The 19,160-nt window shown below is 69.5% G+C and carries 18 protein-coding genes; 6 read left to right on the top strand and 12 right to left on the bottom strand.

Annotated elements, in window-relative coordinates:
• Positions 1–3 precede the first annotated feature (3 nt).
• Both BLS74_RS09330 and BLS74_RS09325 read left to right on the top strand, forming a co-directional pair.
• The gene (locus BLS74_RS09330; RefSeq protein WP_093105433.1) at positions 4–1,530 is read left to right on the top strand and encodes a class I adenylate-forming enzyme family protein; all 1,527 of its coding nucleotides are present in this window, start codon (positions 4–6) and stop codon (positions 1,528–1,530) included.
• Positions 1,508–2,629 carry an SLC13 family permease gene (locus BLS74_RS09325; protein ID WP_093104833.1) on the top strand — a complete coding sequence of 374 codons (1,122 nt, stop codon included), beginning with the start codon at positions 1,508–1,510 and terminating at the stop codon, positions 2,627–2,629. Before BLS74_RS09330 ends, BLS74_RS09325 begins: the two co-directional genes overlap by 23 nt.
• Here the strand turns inward: BLS74_RS09325 and BLS74_RS09320 are convergent.
• Genes BLS74_RS09320 through pcaB form a run of 3 tightly spaced genes read right to left on the bottom strand, consistent with a single transcriptional unit; the run spans position 2,616 to position 6,435 of the window.
• The gene (locus tag BLS74_RS09320; RefSeq protein ID WP_093104831.1) at positions 2,616–4,031 is read right to left on the bottom strand and encodes a class II fumarate hydratase; all 1,416 of its coding nucleotides are present in this window, start codon (positions 4,029–4,031) and stop codon (positions 2,616–2,618) included. The two genes, BLS74_RS09325 and BLS74_RS09320, sit on opposite strands and share 14 nt — an antisense overlap.
• A gap of 5 nt (positions 4,032–4,036) precedes the next feature.
• On the bottom strand, positions 4,037–5,014 hold the full coding sequence (locus tag BLS74_RS09315; RefSeq protein ID WP_093105431.1) for a tripartite tricarboxylate transporter substrate binding protein BugD: 978 nt from the start codon (positions 5,012–5,014) through the stop codon (positions 4,037–4,039).
• Positions 5,015–5,058: 44 nt separating this feature from the next.
• A complete protein-coding gene (gene pcaB / locus BLS74_RS09310) occupies positions 5,059–6,435 on the bottom strand; it encodes a 3-carboxy-cis,cis-muconate cycloisomerase (protein ID WP_093104828.1) in 1,377 nt (458 codons plus the stop codon).
• A gap of 94 nt (positions 6,436–6,529) precedes the next feature.
• Here pcaB and BLS74_RS09305 point away from each other — a divergent pair, with 94 nt between their 5' ends.
• From BLS74_RS09305 to BLS74_RS09295, 3 genes are all read left to right on the top strand, one after another.
• Entirely contained in the window at positions 6,530–7,261 is a 732-nt protein-coding gene (locus tag BLS74_RS09305; protein WP_093104825.1) for a GntR family transcriptional regulator, read from the top strand.
• A 26-nt stretch (positions 7,262–7,287) separates the two neighbouring features.
• Positions 7,288–7,986, top strand: a complete 699-nt coding sequence (locus BLS74_RS09300; RefSeq protein WP_093104823.1) for a helix-turn-helix domain-containing protein — start codon at positions 7,288–7,290, stop codon at positions 7,984–7,986.
• 65 nt (positions 7,987–8,051) lie between these two features.
• Positions 8,052–8,897, top strand: coding sequence for a DMT family transporter (locus BLS74_RS09295; RefSeq protein WP_093104820.1), 846 nt, complete (start codon positions 8,052–8,054; stop codon positions 8,895–8,897).
• A gap of 6 nt (positions 8,898–8,903) precedes the next feature.
• On the opposite strand, the gene BLS74_RS09290 is transcribed toward BLS74_RS09295, so the two are convergent.
• The 7 genes from BLS74_RS09290 to BLS74_RS09260 form a co-directional block, all read right to left on the bottom strand.
• Entirely contained in the window at positions 8,904–9,947 is a 1,044-nt protein-coding gene (locus tag BLS74_RS09290) for an NADP-dependent oxidoreductase (RefSeq protein ID WP_093104817.1), read from the bottom strand.
• A gap of 88 nt (positions 9,948–10,035) precedes the next feature.
• A complete protein-coding gene (locus tag BLS74_RS09285) occupies positions 10,036–11,490 on the bottom strand; it encodes an aldehyde dehydrogenase (protein ID WP_093104815.1) in 1,455 nt (484 codons plus the stop codon).
• Between the two features lie 28 nt (positions 11,491–11,518).
• Positions 11,519–12,238, bottom strand: a complete 720-nt coding sequence (locus BLS74_RS09280) for an ABC transporter ATP-binding protein (RefSeq protein ID WP_093105428.1) — start codon at positions 12,236–12,238, stop codon at positions 11,519–11,521.
• 68 nt (positions 12,239–12,306) lie between these two features.
• The gene (locus tag BLS74_RS09275) at positions 12,307–13,059 is read right to left on the bottom strand and encodes an ABC transporter ATP-binding protein (protein ID WP_093104812.1); all 753 of its coding nucleotides are present in this window, start codon (positions 13,057–13,059) and stop codon (positions 12,307–12,309) included.
• Positions 13,052–13,966, bottom strand: coding sequence for a branched-chain amino acid ABC transporter permease (locus BLS74_RS09270; RefSeq protein ID WP_093104810.1), 915 nt, complete (start codon positions 13,964–13,966; stop codon positions 13,052–13,054). Before BLS74_RS09270 ends, BLS74_RS09275 begins: the two co-directional genes overlap by 8 nt.
• Entirely contained in the window at positions 13,963–14,838 is an 876-nt protein-coding gene (locus tag BLS74_RS09265) for a branched-chain amino acid ABC transporter permease (protein ID WP_093104807.1), read from the bottom strand. The genes BLS74_RS09270 and BLS74_RS09265 overlap by 4 nt, the downstream gene beginning before the upstream one ends.
• Before the next feature lies 1 nt (position 14,839).
• Positions 14,840–16,030: an amino acid ABC transporter substrate-binding protein gene (locus BLS74_RS09260; protein WP_093104804.1), complete on the bottom strand. Its 1,191-nt coding sequence runs from the start codon at positions 16,028–16,030 to the stop codon at positions 14,840–14,842.
• Positions 16,031–16,193: 163 nt separating this feature from the next.
• Between BLS74_RS09260 and BLS74_RS09255 the strand changes: the two genes are divergently transcribed.
• Positions 16,194–17,150 (top strand): AraC-like ligand-binding domain-containing protein, encoded by a 957-nt coding sequence (locus BLS74_RS09255; protein WP_093104801.1) that lies wholly within the window; start codon positions 16,194–16,196, stop codon positions 17,148–17,150.
• On the opposite strand, the gene BLS74_RS09250 is transcribed toward BLS74_RS09255, so the two are convergent.
• Positions 17,125–18,420 (bottom strand): HAMP domain-containing sensor histidine kinase, encoded by a 1,296-nt coding sequence (locus BLS74_RS09250; RefSeq protein WP_244503815.1) that lies wholly within the window; start codon positions 18,418–18,420, stop codon positions 17,125–17,127. The genes BLS74_RS09255 and BLS74_RS09250 overlap by 26 nt on opposite strands.
• Positions 18,417–19,103: a response regulator transcription factor gene (locus tag BLS74_RS09245; protein ID WP_093105423.1), complete on the bottom strand. Its 687-nt coding sequence runs from the start codon at positions 19,101–19,103 to the stop codon at positions 18,417–18,419. Before BLS74_RS09245 ends, BLS74_RS09250 begins: the two co-directional genes overlap by 4 nt.
• Positions 19,104–19,160 lie beyond the last annotated feature (57 nt).

Here is a 19,160-nt window from a genome sequence, read left to right as displayed (position 1 = left end):
GCGATGAACCGCGACTTCGGAGTGATCGCCGAACAGGTCCGATTTCATGCGCATGAATCGCCCGAGCGGCCCGCCCTCGTCGATCCGGCACGCACGCTGAGCTACGGCGCGCTCGACGCGCTAATGGACCGCATCGCGGCCGGCCTTCAACGCGACGGCCTGCGCGCAGGCGATGCGATCGCGGTCTGTGCCGCGTCGAGCGTGAACTACGCGGCCGTGTTCCTAGGCGCCCTGCGCGCCGGCGTCGCGGTCGCGCCGCTGGCGCCCGGCTCCACCCCCGCCAGCCTGGCGCGGATGATCGAGGACGCCGAGGCGCGCATCCTCTTCGTCGATGCGGCCGCGGCCGAAGTGATCGGCGATGCGGCAGCAGCAGGCGTCCCGCGCATCGCGCTCGACGGCTGCGCGGCCGCTCGCGCGCTCGAAGCCTGGCTCGCGCCGGCCGGTAAGCGGCCCGCGGCCGTCGAGCCGGAGCCCGCCTGGCCCTTCAACATCATCTATTCCTCGGGCACCACCGGCGAGCCCAAGGGCATCGTGCAGGGCCACGGCATGCGCTGGGCCCATGTGCGGCGCGGCGCGAAGTACGAATACGGGCGCGGCACGGTGACGCTGCTGTCGACGCCGCTCTACTCCAACACCACGCTGGTGGTGTTCTTTCCGACCATCGCGTACGGCGGCTGCGTGATCCTGATGCCGAAGTTCGACGCGGCCGGCTATCTGAAACTGGCCGAGCAGCATCGCGTGACGCACACGATGCTGGTGCCGGTGCAGTACCAGCGCCTGATGGCGCATCCGGCCTTCGATGCGCACGATCTCTCGAGCTTCCGCTTCAAGTTCAGCACCAGCGCGCCTTTCAACGCGGCGCTGAAGGCCGACGTGCTGAAGCGCTGGCCCGGCGGCCTGATCGAGTTCTACGGCATGACCGAGGGCGGCGGCACCTGCATCCTCGAGGCGCACCTGCACCCGGACAAGCTGCACACGGTCGGCCAGCCGGCCGAGGGCAGCGACATCCGGTTGATCGACGAAAGCGGTCGTGAAGTTGCACCCGGCGAGGCCGGCGAAGTGGTGGGCCATTCGGCCGGCATGATGGTCGGCTACCACCGCCAGCCGGAGAAGACGCGCGAGGCCGAATGGTTCGATCCCGCGGGCAAGCGATTCATCCGCACCGGCGATGTCGGGCGCTTCGACGACGAAGGCTTCCTCACGCTCTTCGATCGCAAGAAGGACATGATCATCAGCGGCGGCTTCAACATCTACCCGAGCGATCTCGAGGCGGTGTTGCGCGGCCATGCGGCGGTGGCCGATGTCGCGGTGATCGGCGTGCCGTCCGTGCAATGGGGCGAGACGCCGGTGGCCTTCGTGGTGCGGCGCGCCGGCGACGACACCGGCGCCGACGCGCTGCTGCAATGGGCCAATGGGCAGCTCGGCAAGACCCAGCGCCTCGCGCGCCTGCAGCTCATCGACGAGCTTCCGCGCAGCGCGATCGGCAAGGTGCTCAAGCGCGAGCTGCGTGAGCGCGATACAGCACGCTGAAGCCGAGCCGGTGCACGGCGGCGGCAACACGCTGCTGTGGGTGCTGGCGCTGGTCGCCATCGGGTTCGCTATCGCACGGCCGCGTGCGCCGGCGGACTACCTGCGATTGGTCGACTGGCAGACCATCGGCGCGCTCGCCGGCCTGCTCGTCATCACCCGGGGCGTGGAGAAGAGCGGGATGCTGCAGGCCGCCGCCGCGCGGCTGCTGTCGCGCACCGCCGAGCTGCGAAGCCTGGTCTTTCTGCTCACCGCGAGCGCGGCGCTGCTCTCGGCGCTGGTCACCAACGACGTGAGCCTGTTCCTGCTGGTGCCGCTCACGCGCGTGCTGGCGGCGCAGGCGCATCTGCCGCTGGCGCGGCTGGTGGTGCTGGAAGCGCTGGCCGTCAACGCGGGCTCCGCGCTCACGCCGATCGGCAATCCGCAGAACCTCTTTCTCTGGCATCGCTCGGGCGAGAGCTTCGTCGGCTTCATGGGCATGATGGCGCCGACCGTGGCGCTGATGCTGTTCTGGCTCTTCCTCGCCATCCGCTTCCTGGTGCCGCGCGCGCCGATCCTACTCAAGCCGGCCGGCGATGCGGCGCCCATGCAGCCGCGGCTGCTTGTGTTGTCTGCCCTGCTCTTCATCGGCTTCGTGATCGCGCTCGATCGCCATTGGCTCACGGCCGGGCTGGCTGTGGTGTTCGGTGCCTTCCTGCTGCTGCGCCCGCGCGTGCTGCTCGGCGTCGACTGGGCGCTGCTCGCGATCATCGCGCTGATGTTCGTCGACCTGCGCCAGCTGGCCGAGCTGCCCGCCGTCGCATCGCTGCTCGGCCAATGGACTATCGCCGAGGGCTGGCGTGCCTACCTCGCCGCGATCCTCGCCTCGCAGTTCATCAGCAACGTGCCGGCGGCCATCCTGCTGGAGCACTACGTGCACGACCTGCCGGCGCTGGCGGCCGGCGTCAGCGTCGGCGGCTTCGGCTGCGTGCTGGGGTCGCTGGCCAACCTGATCGCCTTGCGCCTGGCCAAGGTGCCGCACGGACTGCGCGAGTTCCATCGCATCAGCATCCCCCTCCTGCTGGTGTGCGCCGCTTCGGCACTGCTGCTCAGGCTCGGCTAGCCACCGGCTTGCCTGGAAGCCCGGCCATCGCCGACGGATCAACCAGCCGGTCGTAGTCCGCGGCGCTCAGGAAGCCCAGCGCGACGGCCGCATCCCGCGGGCTGATGTTCCGTTCGAGCGCGGTCTTCGTGATCTGCGCGACCCGGTCGTAACCCAGCACAGGATTGAGCGCGGTGACCAGCAGCAGCGCATGGTCGACATGGGCGGCAAGGCGCGGCCTGTCCACCTCGATGTCCTTCACCATACGCTCGGAGAACACGCGGGCGCTGTCGGCCAGCACGCGGATCGACTGCAGCAGGTTGTGGATCAGCACCGGCTTGGCAACGTTGAGCTCGAAGTTCCCTGACGCGCCAGCCATCGTGATGGTGACGTGGTTGCCCATCACCTGCAGGCTCGCTTGCACCACCACTTCAGCGATCGTCGGATTGCGCTTGCCCGGCATGATCGAACTGGTCAGCCCGTCGTCCGGAATCACGAGTTCGCCCAGCCCGCAGCGCGGCCCCGAGCCGAGCAGGCGGATGTCGTTGGCGATCTTGACCAGCGAAGCCGCGACGACGTTGAGCGCGCCCGAGACCTCGACCAGCGTGTCGTGCGCCGCCATGCCTTCGAACTTGCTGGGATTGGGCGCAAAGGCCATGCCGGTCAACGCGTTCAGCTCCTCGCAGAAGGCGGCATCGAAGCCCAGCGGTGCATTGAGCCCGGTGCCGGCCGCGGTGCCGCCCTGCGCCAGCAGGCACAGGCGCGGCAGCGTGGCGTCGATGCGGTCGATGCCGTGGCCGATCTGGCGGGCGAAGGCATCGAAGGCCTGGCCCATGGTCATCGGCACCGCATCCATCAGGTGCGTGCGCGCGATCTTCAGCACGTCGGCGAAGGCCGCGGCGCGCTCGTCCAGCCGTTGACGCAACAGCATCAACGCGGGCCGCAACCGATGCGTGAGTTCCAGCAGCGCCGCCAGGTGCATCACGGTCGGGAAGCTGTCGTTGGACGATTGCGATGCGTTGACGTGGTCGTTGGGATGCACCGGCGCGCGTGTGCCCAGCGGCTGGCCCAGCAACTCGTTGGCGCGGTTCGCGATCACCTCGTTCGCGTTCATGTTGGTTTGCGTGCCCGACCCTGTTTGCCAGACGGTGAGCGGGAAGTGATCGTCGAAGCGGCCGACGCGCAGCTCTTCGGCGGCGGCGACGATCTTCTGCGCCAACGCGGCGTCGAGCGCGCCGCAGCGCAGGTTGGCGCGCGCGGCGGCCATCTTCTGCAAGCCGAAGGCATGGATCAGGCAGGCGGGGAAGCGCTCCTCGCCGATCTCGAATACTCCCAGTGCGCGCTGCGTTTGCGCGCCCCAGTAGCGGTCGGCCGGAATCTCGACCGGACCGAAGGCATCGTGCTCCACTCGCAGGGCCGACATGGGGTTCAGTCCAGCGAGATGTTGGTCTTGGCCGCGACCGCTTTCCAGCGCGCCACCTCCGCCTCGGTGTGCTTGCCCAGCGCGGCGCCGGTGTACTGCTCGGTCGGCAGCATCTGGATCGCCTGCGCGCTCATCTTGTCGGTGAAGGTCTTGTCCGTCATGACCTTCAGATAGGCCTGCTGGACCTTGTCGAGCGCGGCCTTGGGCGTTCCCTTGGGCGCGTAGATGCCGTACCAGGTCGACGCCTCGAAGCCGGGCAGCACGGTCTCGGCCAGCGTGGGCACGTCCTTCAACTGCGGCAGGCGCACCTTCGAGGTGACGGCGAGCGCACGCACCTTGGACTCGGTGATCTGCGGCAGCGCCGTGTTGGTCTGGTCGAAGATGCCGTCGACCTGGCCGCCGATCACGTCCACCAGCGCCGGCCCCGCGCCCTTGTACGGCACCAGCGTGACCTTGATGCCGGCCGCACTCGCGACCAGCGCCGCGATCAGGTGCGAGCTGGAACCCACGCCGGCGTTGCTGATGAAGAGCTTGTCAGGATTCTTCCTGCCAAAGTCGATCAGCCCCTCGATGTTCCTGGCCGGATGCTCCTTGCGCACCATCAGCACCAGCGGCGTATCGGGAAAGCGGAACACGGGCTCGAAGTCCTTCACCGGGTCGTAGTTCAACTTCTTGTAGAGTGCCGGCGCGGCGCCCATGTAGCCCATGTGGCCGACCAGCATGGTGTAGCCGTCGGGCGCGGCGCGCGCGGCCTTGGCTGCACCGATGGTGCCGCCTGCGCCGGGCGCGTTGTCGATCACGATCGGCTGGCCGACCTCGCGCGCCACGCGCTCGGCGATGCTGCGCGCCAGCGCGTCGGTCGGGCCGCCCGCGGCAAAGGGCACGATCCACGTGATCGGCTTGGCGGGGTAGGCCTGGGCGTGCGCGGCACCCACGGCGGCGGCGGCCGCGAGCGCGCACAGAAGAGTCTTGATGAAACGCATGCTCATGTCTCCTGGAATGGAATGAAGGGTGGGGTCGGGAGAATTCAGTGCTGCGCCTTCGCAGACAGCGCAAGCGCGCGGTCCACCATCTGCGGCGCGAGGCCGAGGTAGTTGGCGGGATCGGTCAGGCGGTCGATCGCGGCGCGGTCGAGGTGCTTCGTGACTTCGGGCAGCGCGGCCAGCGCCTCGGCCAGCGTGCCGCCCTTCTCGTTCACCGTGCGGCAGGCGTCGTAGACGAGGTCATGCGCGTGCTGGCGGCCGGTGTGGGGCGCCAGGCCCATCATCACCGCCTCGGCCACGATCAGGCCGCGGCTGATGCCGAGGTTGTGCTTCATGCGTTCGGCATCGACGACCAGGCCGCCGAGCGCGAACTTGGCCTGGTGCAGCGCACCCGCCGTGAGGATGAAGCTCTCGGGAATCGCGATCCACTCGGCATGCCATGGGCCGGTGGCGCGCTCGAAGTCCTGCACCATCGCATCGACCATCAGCCCGGCGTGCTGCCGCACCGCTTTCGATGCGGCCAGCATCAGTTCGCTGGAGATCGGGTTGCGCTTCTGCGGCATCGTGCTGCTGGCGCCGCGTCCCTTGACGAAGGGCTCGTAGACCTCGGCGAACTCGGTCGAGGCCATGATCATGATGTCGAGCGCGATCTTGCCGAGCGAGCCGGTCACGAGCGCCAGCAGGTTCACCGCCTCGGCGAAGCCGTCGCGTGCCACATGCCAGGTGGTGGCCGGCACGCCCAGGCCGAGCTCTTCGGCCATCGCCTGCTGGACTTCGAAACCCTTGTCACCGAGCGAGGCCAGCGTGCCCGCGGCGCCGGCGAACTCGACCAGCGCGACGCGCGGGCGCAGCTCGGCCAGGCGCTGCTGGTGGCGATCGAACATCGCGAGCCAGATCGCGACCTTGTAGCCGAAGGTCACAGGCAGGGCCTGCTGCAGGTGGGTGCGGCCGGCCATCGGCGTGTCGCGGTGCTTCTTCGCGAGCCCGGCCAGGATGGCGCGCAATTCGCGAATGTCGGCGTCGATGCTGTCGAGCGCATCGCGCACCTGCAGCGCCACCGCGGTGTCCATGATGTCCTGCGTGGTCGCGCCCCAGTGCACATAGCGGCCGGCCTCGCCGCACATTGCCACCAGTTGATGCACCAGCGGCAGGATCGGGTAGCCGACGATGTCGGTCTCCTCGCGCATGTGGTCGAAGTCGATGCGCTCGATGGTGGATTCGCGCGCGATCGTTTCGGCCGCCTCCTGCGGGATCACGCCGACGCGTGCCTCGGCCTTCGCGAGCGCGACCTCGGCATCGATGTAGCGCTGGATCAATGCGCGGTCGGAGAAGAGCGAGCGCATCTTCGCGGTGCCGAAGGCGTCGCGGAACAGGATCGAATCGACGACGGTGCTGGCCATCGGCATGGATGAAGAGGACATGTGGACCTTCATATGTTCGGACATATTTAACTTTAATATGTCCGAACATAATCACAACTCGGTGTTAACCCTGAGCCTCAGAATCACGCCCACGATGAACAAGCCCCGCTTCTCCGATATCGCGCGACACCTCAAGGAAGGCATCACTTCGGGCCACTACCCCGTAGGCACGCTGCTGCCGACCGAACTGGAGCTGCGCGACCACTACAAGACCAGCCGGCACACGGTGCGCGCCGCGTTGCAGGAACTGCAGCAACTGGGCCTGGTATCGCGCCGCAAGAACGTCGGCACGCGCGTGGAGTCGGCAACGCCGCAGGTCGGCTTCCAACAGTCGCTGGCCTCGGTCGAGGACGTGGTGCAGTTCGGAGCGACGCACGTGCGGGTGGTGCGCGAGGTCGAGACGGTCGAGGCCAAGGGCGCCCTGGCGCGCCTGCTCGGCTGCGCGGAAGGAACGGCGTGGCTGCGCATCTCCAGCCTGCGGATGGACGAAGAGCAGCCCGAGCTGCCGATCTGCTGGACCGACCTGTACATGGACCCGGCCTACACCGACCTGGTGGAGCGGGTTCGCGATTCGCCGGAGACGCTGGTCAGCACCTTGATCGAGCAGCAGTACGGCCGGCGCGTGGTCGAGATCGTGCAGCAGCTGCAGGCGCTGGAAGTGCCCGCGGCGATGGCGCGGCAGTTGGGCGTGGAAACCGGCTCGGCGGCCCTGCAGATCGTGCGCCGCTACCTCGATGCCGGCGGCGAAACGATCGACGTCACGGTCACCGTCCACCCCGCGGATCGCTTCTCGCTCACCATGCGGCTGCAGCGCTCGGCCGGCTGAACGGGAGGACAATCGGCGCCCCGTTCATGCAGTTCAACAGCACGTCCTCGTCGCCTCCGCACGGTCTTTCGCTGCGGCGCTATGGCGCCTCGCGCGGCAGCCATGCGCACGACCATTTCCAGGTGCTGGTCGGGCTCGATGGCGTGCTGGACCTGGAGATCGAGGGACGCGGCCGACGCATCGGCGCGGGCGAGGGCTGGGTGGTGACACCCGGCGACCGGCACGACTTCGAATCGCGCGCCGGCAGCCGCTGCCTCGTGCTCGACACCACGCAGGACCTGTGGGCGCAGTGCGCGGGACGCTCGCCGATGACACCGCAGCTGCTCTCCCTGGCGCGCTACCTGGCGCTGTGCGTGACGCAGGCTTCGCCGCCCGCGGCCGCGCTGCACCATGCGCCGGCGCTGCTGCTGGAGGCCTGGGGGCCCGTGGTGCCGAACGGCCGCAGGCGCGCCATCGACTGGCCGGCCCTCGCCGCGTGGGCGCAGGCGCGCTGGCATCGGCCCTTGAGCGTCGCCGACCTCGCGGCGGTCGCGTGCCTGAGCCCCAGTCAGTTCGCCCAGCGCTGCCGCGACGAGCAGGGTGTAGCTGCGATGCAATGGCTGCGAAGCCAGCGCCTGCTGCAGGCGCGGCAGTTGCGCAGCGGTGGCATGAGCGTCGCGGAGACCGCGCGGCGCACGGGCTACCGTTCGCCTTCGGCGCTCACTGCCGCCCTGCGAAAGAGCTGAAACGCCGTCATTGCTCGACGACGAACCGTCGTTGCGCGACGATCGCGCCGCTTAAGCTCGAGCGCATGTCCGCCACGCTGTACGCACTCGCCGCCATCGCCCTCTGGGGCACGCTCGCCTCGCTGGGCACTTCACTCTCGCACCTGCCGCCCTTCCTCCTGACCGGGCTCGCGCTGATGATCGGCAGCGTCATGAGCTGGCCCGCCGTGCTGCGCGACCGCCGGGCCTGGACAGTCCCGCCGCGCACGCTGGCGCTGGGCGTCTACGGGCTGTTCGGCTTCCACTTCCTGCTCTTCATCGCGCTGCGGCACGCGCCGCCGGTGGAGGCCAACCTGGTCAACTACCTGTGGCCGCTCTTCATGGTCGTGCTGGCGCCGGCGCTGCTGCCGGGCGTGTGGCTGCGGCCGCTGCATGTGGTCGCGGCCCTGCTGGGCTTCGCGGGCGCCGCCATCGCGATCCTCGGCACGCGCGGCGCTGGCGCGGCCTCGGCCGGCAGCGCCTACTGGGGCTTTGCGCCGGCCCTGGGCTCGGCCTTCATCTGGGCCAGCTATTCGCTGTGGACGCGGCGCGTGCCCGCGTTCCCGACCGCGGCCATCGGGCTCTTCGGCCTGGTGTCGGGCGCGCTTTCGCTCTTGTGCCACGCGCTGCTGGAGCCGGCCGCGGCCCTCACTTCGCGCGACTGGCTGCTGGTCGCGCTGTGTGGCCTCGGCCCGCTGGGCGCGGCCTTCTTCCTCTGGGACATGGCGCTCAAGCGCGGCGACGTGCGCCAGATCGGCATCCTGAGCTACATCACGCCGCTGGCGTCGACGGCGCTGCTGCTGGTGGTCACGGCGCGGCCGCTGAGCTGGAGCATCGCGCTCGCGGCCGCCCTGATCATCTCCGCGGCGGTCATGGGCACTCGCGCACGCTAGGAAGAGTCAGTCTGCGACCTGGAGCACCAGCTTGCCGAAATTCTGGCCCGTGAACAGGCGCGTCAACGCTTCCGGGAAGGTGTCGATGCCTTCGACCACGTCCTCGCGGCTCTTCATGCGGCCGTCCTTCAGGTAGACCGCCATCTCGGCCACGGCCAGGTGGTAGCGGTCGGCATAGTCGAACACCACCATGCCCTGCATGCGCGCCCGGTTCACCAGCAGGCTCAGGTAGTTCTTCGGGCCCTGCGCGGGTGCGCTGTTGGCGTTGTTGTACTGGCTGATCGCGCCGCAGATGATGATGCGCGCGCCGCGCGCGAGCCGCGCCAGCGCGGCGTCGAGGATCTCGCCGCCGACGTTGTCGAAGTAGATATCGATGCCCTTGGGGCAATGGGCCTTCAGGCCGTCGCGCACGGCCGAGGGGCCGGCCTTGTAGTCGATGCAGGCATCGAAGCCGAGCTCCTTCACCACCCAGTCGCACTTCTCCTGGCCACCGGCGATGCCGACCGCGCGGCAGCCCTTGATCTTCGCGAGCTGGCCCACCGTCTGGCCGACCGCTCCAGCGGCGCCCGAGACGACGACCGTCTCACCGGGCTTCGGTTGGCCGATGTCCATCAGGCCGAAGTAACCGGTCATGCCCGGCATGCCGAGCACGTTGAGCCACTGGGTGATCGAACCCGCACGCAGGTCGATCTTGGTGAGCCCGTTGCGCTTGATGTCCTCCTGCGGAATCAGGATGTATTCCTGCACGCCGAGCGTGCCGTAGACCGTGTCGCCGACCGCGAAGGCCGGGTTGCGCGAGGCCGTCACGCGGCCGATGCCGCCGGCGCGCATGACGGCGCCGATCTCGACCGGCGGGATGTAGCTCTTGGCCTCGTTCATCCAGCCGCGCATCGCGGGGTCGAGCGAGAGCGACAGGGTCTTGACGAGGACGCCGCCTTCGGCCGGCTCGCCGACCGGCTCGGTGGTGAACTGCCAGTTGTCGCGGGTGGCCGCGCCTTCGGGGCGCTTGGCGAGGCGGACCTGGCGGTTGGTGAGGGTGCTGCTGCTCATGGGCGTGTCTCCTGCTGCTTGTCTGCGGGAGCGCATCGTAGCCCCGCCCCCCGCGCAAGCCGGTAGCGCAGGCGACACGACGCGTAGCCTAGAACGGGTAATGCCGCGGCGTGGTCTGCACCGTGAGCCAGCGCAGCTCGGTGAAAGCCTCCACGCCGGCCTTGCCGCCGAAGCGCCCGTAGCCCGAGGCCTTGACGCCGCCGAAGGGCATCTGCGCCTCGTCGTGCACCGTGGGGCCGTTTACATGGCAGATGCCGGCCTCGATGCGGCGCGCCACGTTCCAGGCCCGCGCGACGTCGCGCCCGAACACGGCCGATGAGAGGCCGAACTCGTTGTCGTTGGCGGTGGCGACCGCCTCCTCGACGCCGCGCACGCGCACGACCGCCTTCACCGGCCCGAAGGATTCCTCGCGGTAGATCTGCATCTCGCGCGTCACATGGTCGAGCACCGTGGCCGGCATCAGCGTGCTGTCGGCGCGGCCGCCGCACACCAGCGTGGCGCCCTTGGCCAGTGCGTCGTCGATGAGCGCGTTGCAGCGCGCCACCGTGCTCTTGTCGACAACCGAGCCGAGCACCACCGGCCCCTCGCGCGGATCGCCCAGCGGCAGACTGTGCGCCTTGGCCGCGAACTTGGCGACGAATTCGTCGGCGACGGCCGCGTCGACCACGATGCGTTCGGTCGACATGCAGATCTGGCCCGAGTTGGCGAAAGCGCCGAAGGCGGCTGCGTTCACCGCCGCATCGATGTCGGCATCGTCCAGCACCACCAGCGGCGCCTTGCCGCCGAGTTCGAGCACCGCCGGCTTCAGGTATTTGGCGCAGGTCTGCGCAATGATCCGGCCGACCTTGGTCGACCCGGTGAAGTTGACGCGTCGCACCGCCGGGTGCGCGACCATGGCCTCGACCACGGCGCCCGCATCGGCCGGCGCATTGGTGATGAAGTTCAGCACGCCGGGCGGCAGCGCGGCCTCGTTGAGCGCTTCCACAATCAGCGCATGCGTCTGCGGGCACAGCTCCGAGCCCTTCAACACCACCGTGTTGCCGCAGGCCAGCGGCGTCGCGATGGCGCGCACGCCGAGAATCACCGGCGCATTCCACGGCGCGATGCCGATCACCACGCCGGCCGCCTGCCGCACGCCCATCGCCAGGCTGCCCGGTACGTCCGAGGGAATGACCTCGCCGCCGATCTGCGTGGTCAATGCGGCGGCCTCGACCAGGATGCCGGCCGCGAGATGGACATTGAAGCCGGCCCACATCGCCGAGGCGCCGGTCTCGCGCGCCATGGCCTGCACGAAGGCATCGGTGCGCGCCTCGAGCGCCTGCGCGGCCTTCAGCAGCAACGCGCGACGCTCGCCGGGGCCGGTCTGCGACCAGCTTGCAAAGGCCTGCGCCGCGGCATCGACCGCGGCGATCGCATCGGCGGGCGTGGCCGCGGGCGCGACGGTGGCGACGCTGTCGTCCAGCGGATTGCGGCGCTCGAAAGTGGCGCCGCTCGCGGCCGAGCGGCGCTCGCCATCGACGAGCATGGAAATGGTGACGGTCATGCGAAGGTCCTCCAGAAAGGAAAGGGGTTCAGGCCACGCCGAGGTAGGCCTGGCGAATCACGTCGGAATGGAGCAGCGTCTTCGCGTCGCCCGAAGCGACGACGCGGCCGCGTTCGAGCACGTAGCCGCGGTCGGCGGCCATGAGCGCCTTGCGCACGTTCTGCTCGACCATCAGCACCGTCACGCCCTGGGCCGCGATGCGGCGCACGATGGCTAGCAGCTCGTCGACCATGCGCGGCGCGAGGCCCAGCGAGGGCTCGTCGAGCATCAAGAGGCGCGGGCCGCTCATCATCGCGCGCGCCACCGCCACCATCTGCTGCTCGCCGCCGCTCATGGTGCCGGCCAGCTGCATGGCGCGTTCCGCGAGGCGCGGGAAGTCCTCGAAGGCACGCGCCAGGCGCTCGCTGCGCAGCCGCGCGGGCGCGAGCCAGGCACCGAGTTCGAGGTTCTCGGTCACGCTCATCTGCGGGAAGAGCTGCCGGCCTTCGGCGACCAGCGCGAGGCCCTGGCGCACGCAGGTCGTGGCATCGTTCGAAGGCAGTGCCGCGCCGTCGAGCAGGACTTCGCCCGCGCGCGGCAGCAGCCCGGCGAGCGCCTTGAGCAGCGTGGTCTTGCCGGCGCCGTTGGGGCCCAGCACGACGGTGATCCCGGGCAGCACATCGAGATCGAGGCCCTGGATGACCTGGAAGCCGTGGTAGCCGGCCGCCAGCCCACGCACGCGCAGCTCAGCGGTGCATGTCGCCCCCACGCTCGGCACTCGCGTGTCCTCGCTGCCCCCCGAGGGGGCCTTCGCGCCCTGGGGCGGCCCGGCGGCGCTCACTGCGCCTCCATCTCGTCGCCCAGATAGGCCTCGACCACTTCGGCATTGCGCACCACGTCGGCCGGCGATCCATCGGCGATCTTGCGGCCCTGGTGCAGGACCAACACGCGCTCGACGTAGCGCAGCAGCGTGGTCACCGCATGCTCGATCCAGACGACGGTGAGCCCATGCGCGTCGCGCAGGCTGCGGATGCGCCGCGCCATCGCATCGACCTCGGCTTCGGTGAGCCCGGCTGCCACTTCGTCGAGCAACAAAACACGCGGCCGCGTGCCAAGCGCCATGCCGATCTCGAGCAAGCGTTGCTGCGAAGGCGTGACGTCCGCCGCCATGCGACCGGCCAGCGCACCGAGGCCCAGCATATCGAGAATGTCGCCCTCGCTCTTCAAACCTGCGAGCGGCGTGCGATGGCGCCCCGCGAACTGCATGCCGAAGCGCACGTTGTCGGCCAGCGTCATCTCGGCCATCACGCGCGGCGTCTGGAAGGTGCGCGCGATGCCGTGCGCCGCGTAGTGGTGCGGGCCGCGGCCGGTGAGATCGACGGTGCCCTGCACCAGCAGCTTGCCGGAGGTCGGCGCGATGACGCCCGAGATGGCATTGAAAAAAGTGGTCTTGCCCGCGCCGTTGGGCCCGATGATGCCGACCAGCTCGCCCGCATGCAGCCGCGCGCTGACCGCGTCGACGGCCGTCAGTCCACCGAAGCGCACGGTGAGCTCGCGGGCTTCGAGCAGGGGAATCACCGCATCATTCATTTCTCTGCCTTTGCCACAGCGTCGCGAGGCCGTTGGGCAGGTACATCACGCACAGGATCAGCAAGAGCCCCAGCACCATCATGTAGCCGTAGGGCAGTTGCAGCCGCAGCGTCTCGGCCAGCAGGCTGAAGACGATGGCCGCGACGATCGGCCCGCCGATGCTGGCCGCGCCGCCGATCAGTGCGATCAGCACGGTCTGGAAACCGATGAAGGGGCTGAACACCGCGGCCGGCTCGATGTAGGTCCAGCGCACCGCCATCGCGGCGCCGGCCGCGCCCGCGAAGGCGGCGGTCAGCGCGAAGCCCGCGATCTTGATGCGCCGCGTGTCCACGCCCAGCGTCTGTGCACGCTGCTCGTCGGCGCCGATGCCCGCGAGCGCAAGGCCGAAGCGGCTGCGCTTGACGAGGATCGCCGCCGCGATCGCGGCGCCGGCAATCGCGAGCACCGTGAGGTACACCGTCTCGTTCGACGGCACCACCGTCAGCACGCGGCCCACGGTGCCCGAGACCTGCTTCTCGACGAAGGTGACGGCATGGCGGATCAGCTCGGTCATGCCGAAGGTCAGCACCGCGAAGTAGGTGCCGCGCAGGTGCAGCACGGCCGTGCCCATCGCCACCGCGACCACGCTGGCGAGCGCAGCGCCGCAGAGGATCACCAGGGGCCAGGGCAGCACGCCCAGCAGCGTCGCGCTGGCGTACGCGCCGAGCCCGAAGAAGGCGGAGGTCGCCAGCGACAGGTAGCGCGTCGCGCCGCAGAACAGCGACCAGCTGCAGGCGAGTGCGATGTACATGAGGCAGCTCAGTGCGACCGCGCTCACGAAGTCCGAAGCCACCCACGGCACGCCGGCGGCGAGCAGCAGCCCGATGGAGAGCCAAAGCCAGGGCCTGTTGGCGAATGCGGGCTTCATCGCGAGAACAACCCGTTGGGGCGCCAGATCAGGACGCCGATGAACACCGCATAGGACAGCAGCATCTTGAACGAGGGGCTCGTGAAGTGCATGCCCAGCGCCTCGACCACACCCAGCAGCAGGCCGCCGACCAGGCTGCCCGCGATGCTGCCGAAGCCGCCGAGCGTGATGACGATCAGCGCGGTCACGGTGTAAGGCTCGCCCATCGAGGGCGAGATCTCGTAGGTCATCGACAGCAGTGCGCCGGCCACGCCCGAGAGCCCGAGGCCGATGCCGAACATCAGCGGATGCAGCCGCTTCGTGTTGATCCCCACCAGCTGCGCGCCGACGGGCGACTGCATCAGCGCGCGCACCGCCTTGCCGAGCAGCGTGAGCCTGAGCAGCGCGATGAGCACCAGGCTCAGGGCGAGCGCGATGCCGAAGAGCACCAGCTTGTTGACGGTGAAGCGCATGTCCGCCACCTGCACCGGCTCGGCCAGGTAGTCGTAGCCGCGCAGGTCGCCACCCCAGATCAGGAGCGCCGTGTTCTGCACGAAGAACATCAGGCCGAAGCCGACCATCAGGCTGCGCGCCTCGAACACTTCGACGCTGGGCGCGCGCGCCGCGACCTGACGAAAGCACAGTCGGTGCACCGCCATGCCGATTCCCATCAGCACCACGAAGGCGACCGGCAGGAACACCAGCGGCGAGATGCCCCAGGCGGTGTGCGCCCACCAGGTCAGGAAGGCGCCCAGCATCAGGAACTCGCCGTGCGAGATGTTCATGATGCGCATCAGGCCGTACTGCAGGTTCAGCCCGATCGCGACCAGCGCGTAGATGCCGCCCGTGATCAAGCCGCCGGCCATGAGCTCGGCCCATCCAGTGAGGGACACGCTATTTCCAGGCCGGCTTCGGCATCAGTTGTGCGGTGGCCCGGTTCTTCGGCCACACCACCTCGAACTCGCCACCCTGCCATTGCGCCACGGTGCCGGGGATGGAGACGTTCTCGCTGCCCTCGAAGCGCATCGGCCCGAGGATGGTCCTGAACTCGTTCTTCGCGATCTGCTCGCGCAGCGCCTTGCGCTCCAGGCCCACCTTGGCCACCGCCTGCTGCAGGATCTCGAGGCCGGCCCAGCAATGGCCGCTGGCCCAGCGGTCGGGCTCCTTGCCGAACTTCTTGGTGTGCGCATCGAAATACGCCTTGGCCTCGGGACTGGTCTTGGCGTTCCACGAGCCCATGCCGATCACGCCCTCGGTGTTGGCCGCCATCACGTTCTTGTAGAGCTGGAAGGCGGTGCCGACCGAGGCATAGAAGTACTTCGGATTGAAGCCCACCTCGCGCGCCTGGCGGCTGGCCAGGATGGTGTCGGGCGGGTAAGTGATGCCGATGAAGGCATCGGGGTTCATGTCCTTCATCGTGCGCAGCACCGGCGCCAGATCCTTCACGCCGAGCGGGTAGCTCTTGCGCTCCAGCACCTGGATGCCGGTTTTCTTGAGCGCGGCATTGAGGGCGGCGAAGTTCTCCAGCCCGAACAGGTCGTCCATGTAGACGATGGCGATCGTCTTCACGCCGTTCGCGACCAGCATGTCGACCAGCGCGCCCATCATCTTGTCGGGCTGCTGCAGCAGCGAGAAGAAGTACGGCAGCTGCATGTCGATCAGCTTGCGCGAGAGCGCGGTGGGCGCCAGCATCGGATAGCCGAAGCGGTTGGCCAGCGGCGCCACGGCGAAGTTGGCGCCCGAGCCCCAGGGCGGCAGGATCAGGTCGACCTTGTCGCTGCCCATCAGCTTCTCGAAGGTGCGCACGCAGGTCTCGGTCTCGCTGCGGTCGTCGTAGCCGACGAGCTCGATGGGCCGCTTCGCACCCTTCACCGACAACCCGCCGGCCGCATTGACCTGCTCGGCCCACAGCAGGTAGTTGGGCTCCTGGCTCACCTGCGCGCCGGCCGCCCAGGGGCCGGTGCGGGCGATGGCATAGCCGATCTTCACCGGCGCGCCCTGCGCGAACAGGTGCGGCGCGACGGCGGCAGCGCCGACGGCGGTGGCGGCTTGCTGGATCCAGCGGCGGCGATGGGCGTTTGGCATGCGAGTCTCCTTGCGGGCGTCGTTTGCGTCCGATGCCGTGATCGTAGGAAGTGCAACCCTGCGCCGCTGTGCCCGCTGCGCACAAAGCATTTGACGCAGCGTGCACGCCGCTAGTGGTTAACCCGCAAAGCCCGCCAGCCGCAGCCCACCAGACAATAGGCGCATGACCGCCTCCCTGCAGCTGTCGACCGACGAAGTCCCGCCGCGCGAGCGCGCACCGGTCTGGCGCGAATGGGTCTGGCGCCATTTCGGCGGCCTCGATTCCGAGCTCTACGGCGACAGCGAGTTCGACGGCCACATCGCGGCCTCGCATGCCGGCGACGTGATCCTCACGCGGCTGGAAGCCAATCGCCACCGCGTGCTGCGCACCCCGCAGATGGCGCGCAGCAGCGAGGCCGCGTACCTGAAGATCGTCGCGCCCTGGCAGGGCTCAGCGGCGGTGACGCAGCGCGGCCGCGAGGCCTCGGTGCGCACCGGCGGCTGGACGCTCTATGACACCACCGCCGACTACACGGTGGCCAACCCAGAGCGCAGCGACCACCTGATCGTGATGCTGCCCAAGGACCAGCTGGCGGTGCCCGACCTGCCGCTGGGCGAGCTGGTGGCGCGCCGCGTGGGCGGCGCAAGCGGCATCTCGCGCGTGGCGCTGGAGACCATGCGCAACACCTACCTCGAGCTGCCCTACATGAGCGAGGCGGCGTCGCGCGGCGCGGGCGAGCTGATCATCCAGCTGGTGCGGCTGTCGCTGATGGAGCTGGCCGGCCAGGAAACGCCGCGCACCCAGCGCGAGGCGCTGAAGGACCGCATCCGCCAGCACGTGGCGCAGCATCTGCGCGATCCTTCTTTGTCCATCGACGGCATTGCGCAGGCGCTGCGCTGCAGCAAGCGCCATCTGCACAACGCCTTTGCCGGCGACGAGGACACGCTGGCCGGCTACATCCTCCACCAGCGCCTGGCCTGCTGCATCCGCGACCTGGTGGATCCGGCGAATGCGGCACGGCCGATCACCGACATCGCACTGGCCTCGGGCTTTTCCAACCTCTCGCATTTCAGCCGCGTGTTCCGCGAACACACCGGCGGCAGCCCGAGCGAGTTCAGGCGCCAGGCAGCACGACGCTGACCGCGAGGCCCGGCTGCGCGTTGCGCACGCGGAGCGTGCCACCATGCGCTTCGGCCACCAGCCGGCACAGGTACATGCCGAGCCCGACGCCGCCGGTCGCGCGCTGGCGTGCGCTGTCGGTGCGGTAGAAGGGCTCGGTCAGGCGCTCGAGCTGCGCGGGCTCGACGCCGGGCCCGAAATCGCGCACTTCCAGTTCGATGCCGCCCTGCCCCGCCGCGCGCAGCGCGATGTGCGGCGGCTCGGCGGCTTCGGCGCCGTAGCGCAGCGCGTTGTCGAGCAGGTTGCGCACCAGCAGACGGATGCGCAGGCGGTCCAGCGCCAGTGTCGGCAGCTTGGAGGCCAGGTCGAGCACGACGCGCTCGCCTTCCGGGTGTTCGCCCGCCACCTCGCGCACCAGCGCCGCCAAGTCCACCGGCTCGCGCTGCAGCGCCGCATGCGGGCTGGCCAGGCGCTCGCTTTCGAGCAGGTCGCTGATCAGGTCGCGCATCTCGGCCAGGTCGCGCAAGAGCGCGGCGCGTTCGGTCTCGCCTTCGGGCGTGGCCGGCAGCAGCTCGGCGTTGAGCCGGGCGCGCGTCAGCGGCGAGCGCAGCTCGTGGCTCAGCGCCAGCAGCAGCGCGCGCTTGGCATCGAGCATGGCCTGGATGTCGTGCGCCATGGTGTTGATGCGCTGCGCCAGGTCGCCCAGCTCGTCGCGCCGGCGCAGCGGGATCGGCTGGTCGAAGGCGCCGCGGCCGAAGCGCTCGGCGCCGGCGCGGATGTCGTCGAGCGGCCGCAGCAGCCGGCGCACATAGACGTAGGCGAGCACGATCAGGCCCAGCAGCAGCGCCAGCGTGATCCAGCCGATGCCGTGCGGCTCGCGCTGCCACGGCAGGGTGCCGAGGCCGAAGCTCACGCGGTGGCCGTCGGCGGTGCTGCGCGTGAGCCAGTCGCCGCTGCGCGGGCCGAAGCCGCGCCAGCGGCGCTGGGGATGCGAATCCCAGTTGACCTTGGGGCCTTCGATGCGGATCGAGATCGGCAGCCGCACGACCATCGCCTCGGCGCGCGCGACATCGGGCGGCGTGCCGAGCTCGGCCACCAGCCGGTCCATGTAGTCGGCGACCAGCGGCTGGGCCGCCTCGCGCCAGCCGCTGGAGAACGCACGCTGCATGCCGCTCAGGAACACGGCCGCCATCGCCATCGCGAGCAGCACGAACACCGTGATCAGCCGCAGCCGCAGCGAATGGCGCCACCGATGGCCCCACTGGCGCGGCGTGCCGTGCTTGCGCCTCACGGCGGGCCCTTGCCGACGGCAAGCGTGTAGCCCGCGTTGCGCAGGGTCTTGATGCAGTCCAGCGGCTCCAGCTTCTTGCGCAACCGGCTCACGACGATGTCAACCGCGCGCGTGTAGAGCTCGGCCTCGTGGCCGCGCAGGCGGTTGAGGATGTCGTCGCGGCTCCAGACCTTGCCGGGTTGGTCGGCCAGCAGCGCCAGCAGTTCGAACTCGGTGCCGGTCAGTTCCACGCGCTCGCCCTGGCGCAGCACCTCGCGCTTGTCGAGGTCGATGGACAAACCCTCGAACACGCGACGCTGCGTGGCCGCGGCCGGCGCCGGCGCGCGCTGGCGGCGCAGGATGGTCTGCACGCGCGCCACCAGCTCGCGCGGCTCGAAGGGCTTGGGCAGATAGTCGTCGGCGCCGAGCTCGAGGCCCACCACGCGGTCCATCACGTCGCCGCGCGCGGTCAGCATCACGATAGGGATGTCGCTCTCCTTGCGGATCTCGCGGCACAGCGCGAAGCCGTCCATTTCGGGCAGCATCACGTCGAGGATGGCGGCGTCGTAGTGGCCGGCGCGCAGCTTCGCGAGGCCTTCGCTCGGGCGCGTGACGCTCTCGAGCGCGCAGTCAAAACGCGCGAAGTAACTGGCCAGCGGCGCGGCGAGGTGCTCGTCGTCGTCGATCAGCAGGATGCGGGGCATTCCGCGATTGTGCATACCGGCGAACACATAGCTCGGGATCAGCCCCGCCGGCATCGG

The sequence above is a fragment of the Variovorax sp. CF079 genome, assembly GCF_900101545.1.
GTDB lineage: Bacteria > Pseudomonadota > Gammaproteobacteria > Burkholderiales > Burkholderiaceae_C > Variovorax.
Note: the sequence above shows the minus strand (reverse complement) of the source record. Positions and strands in the feature narration are given on the sequence as shown.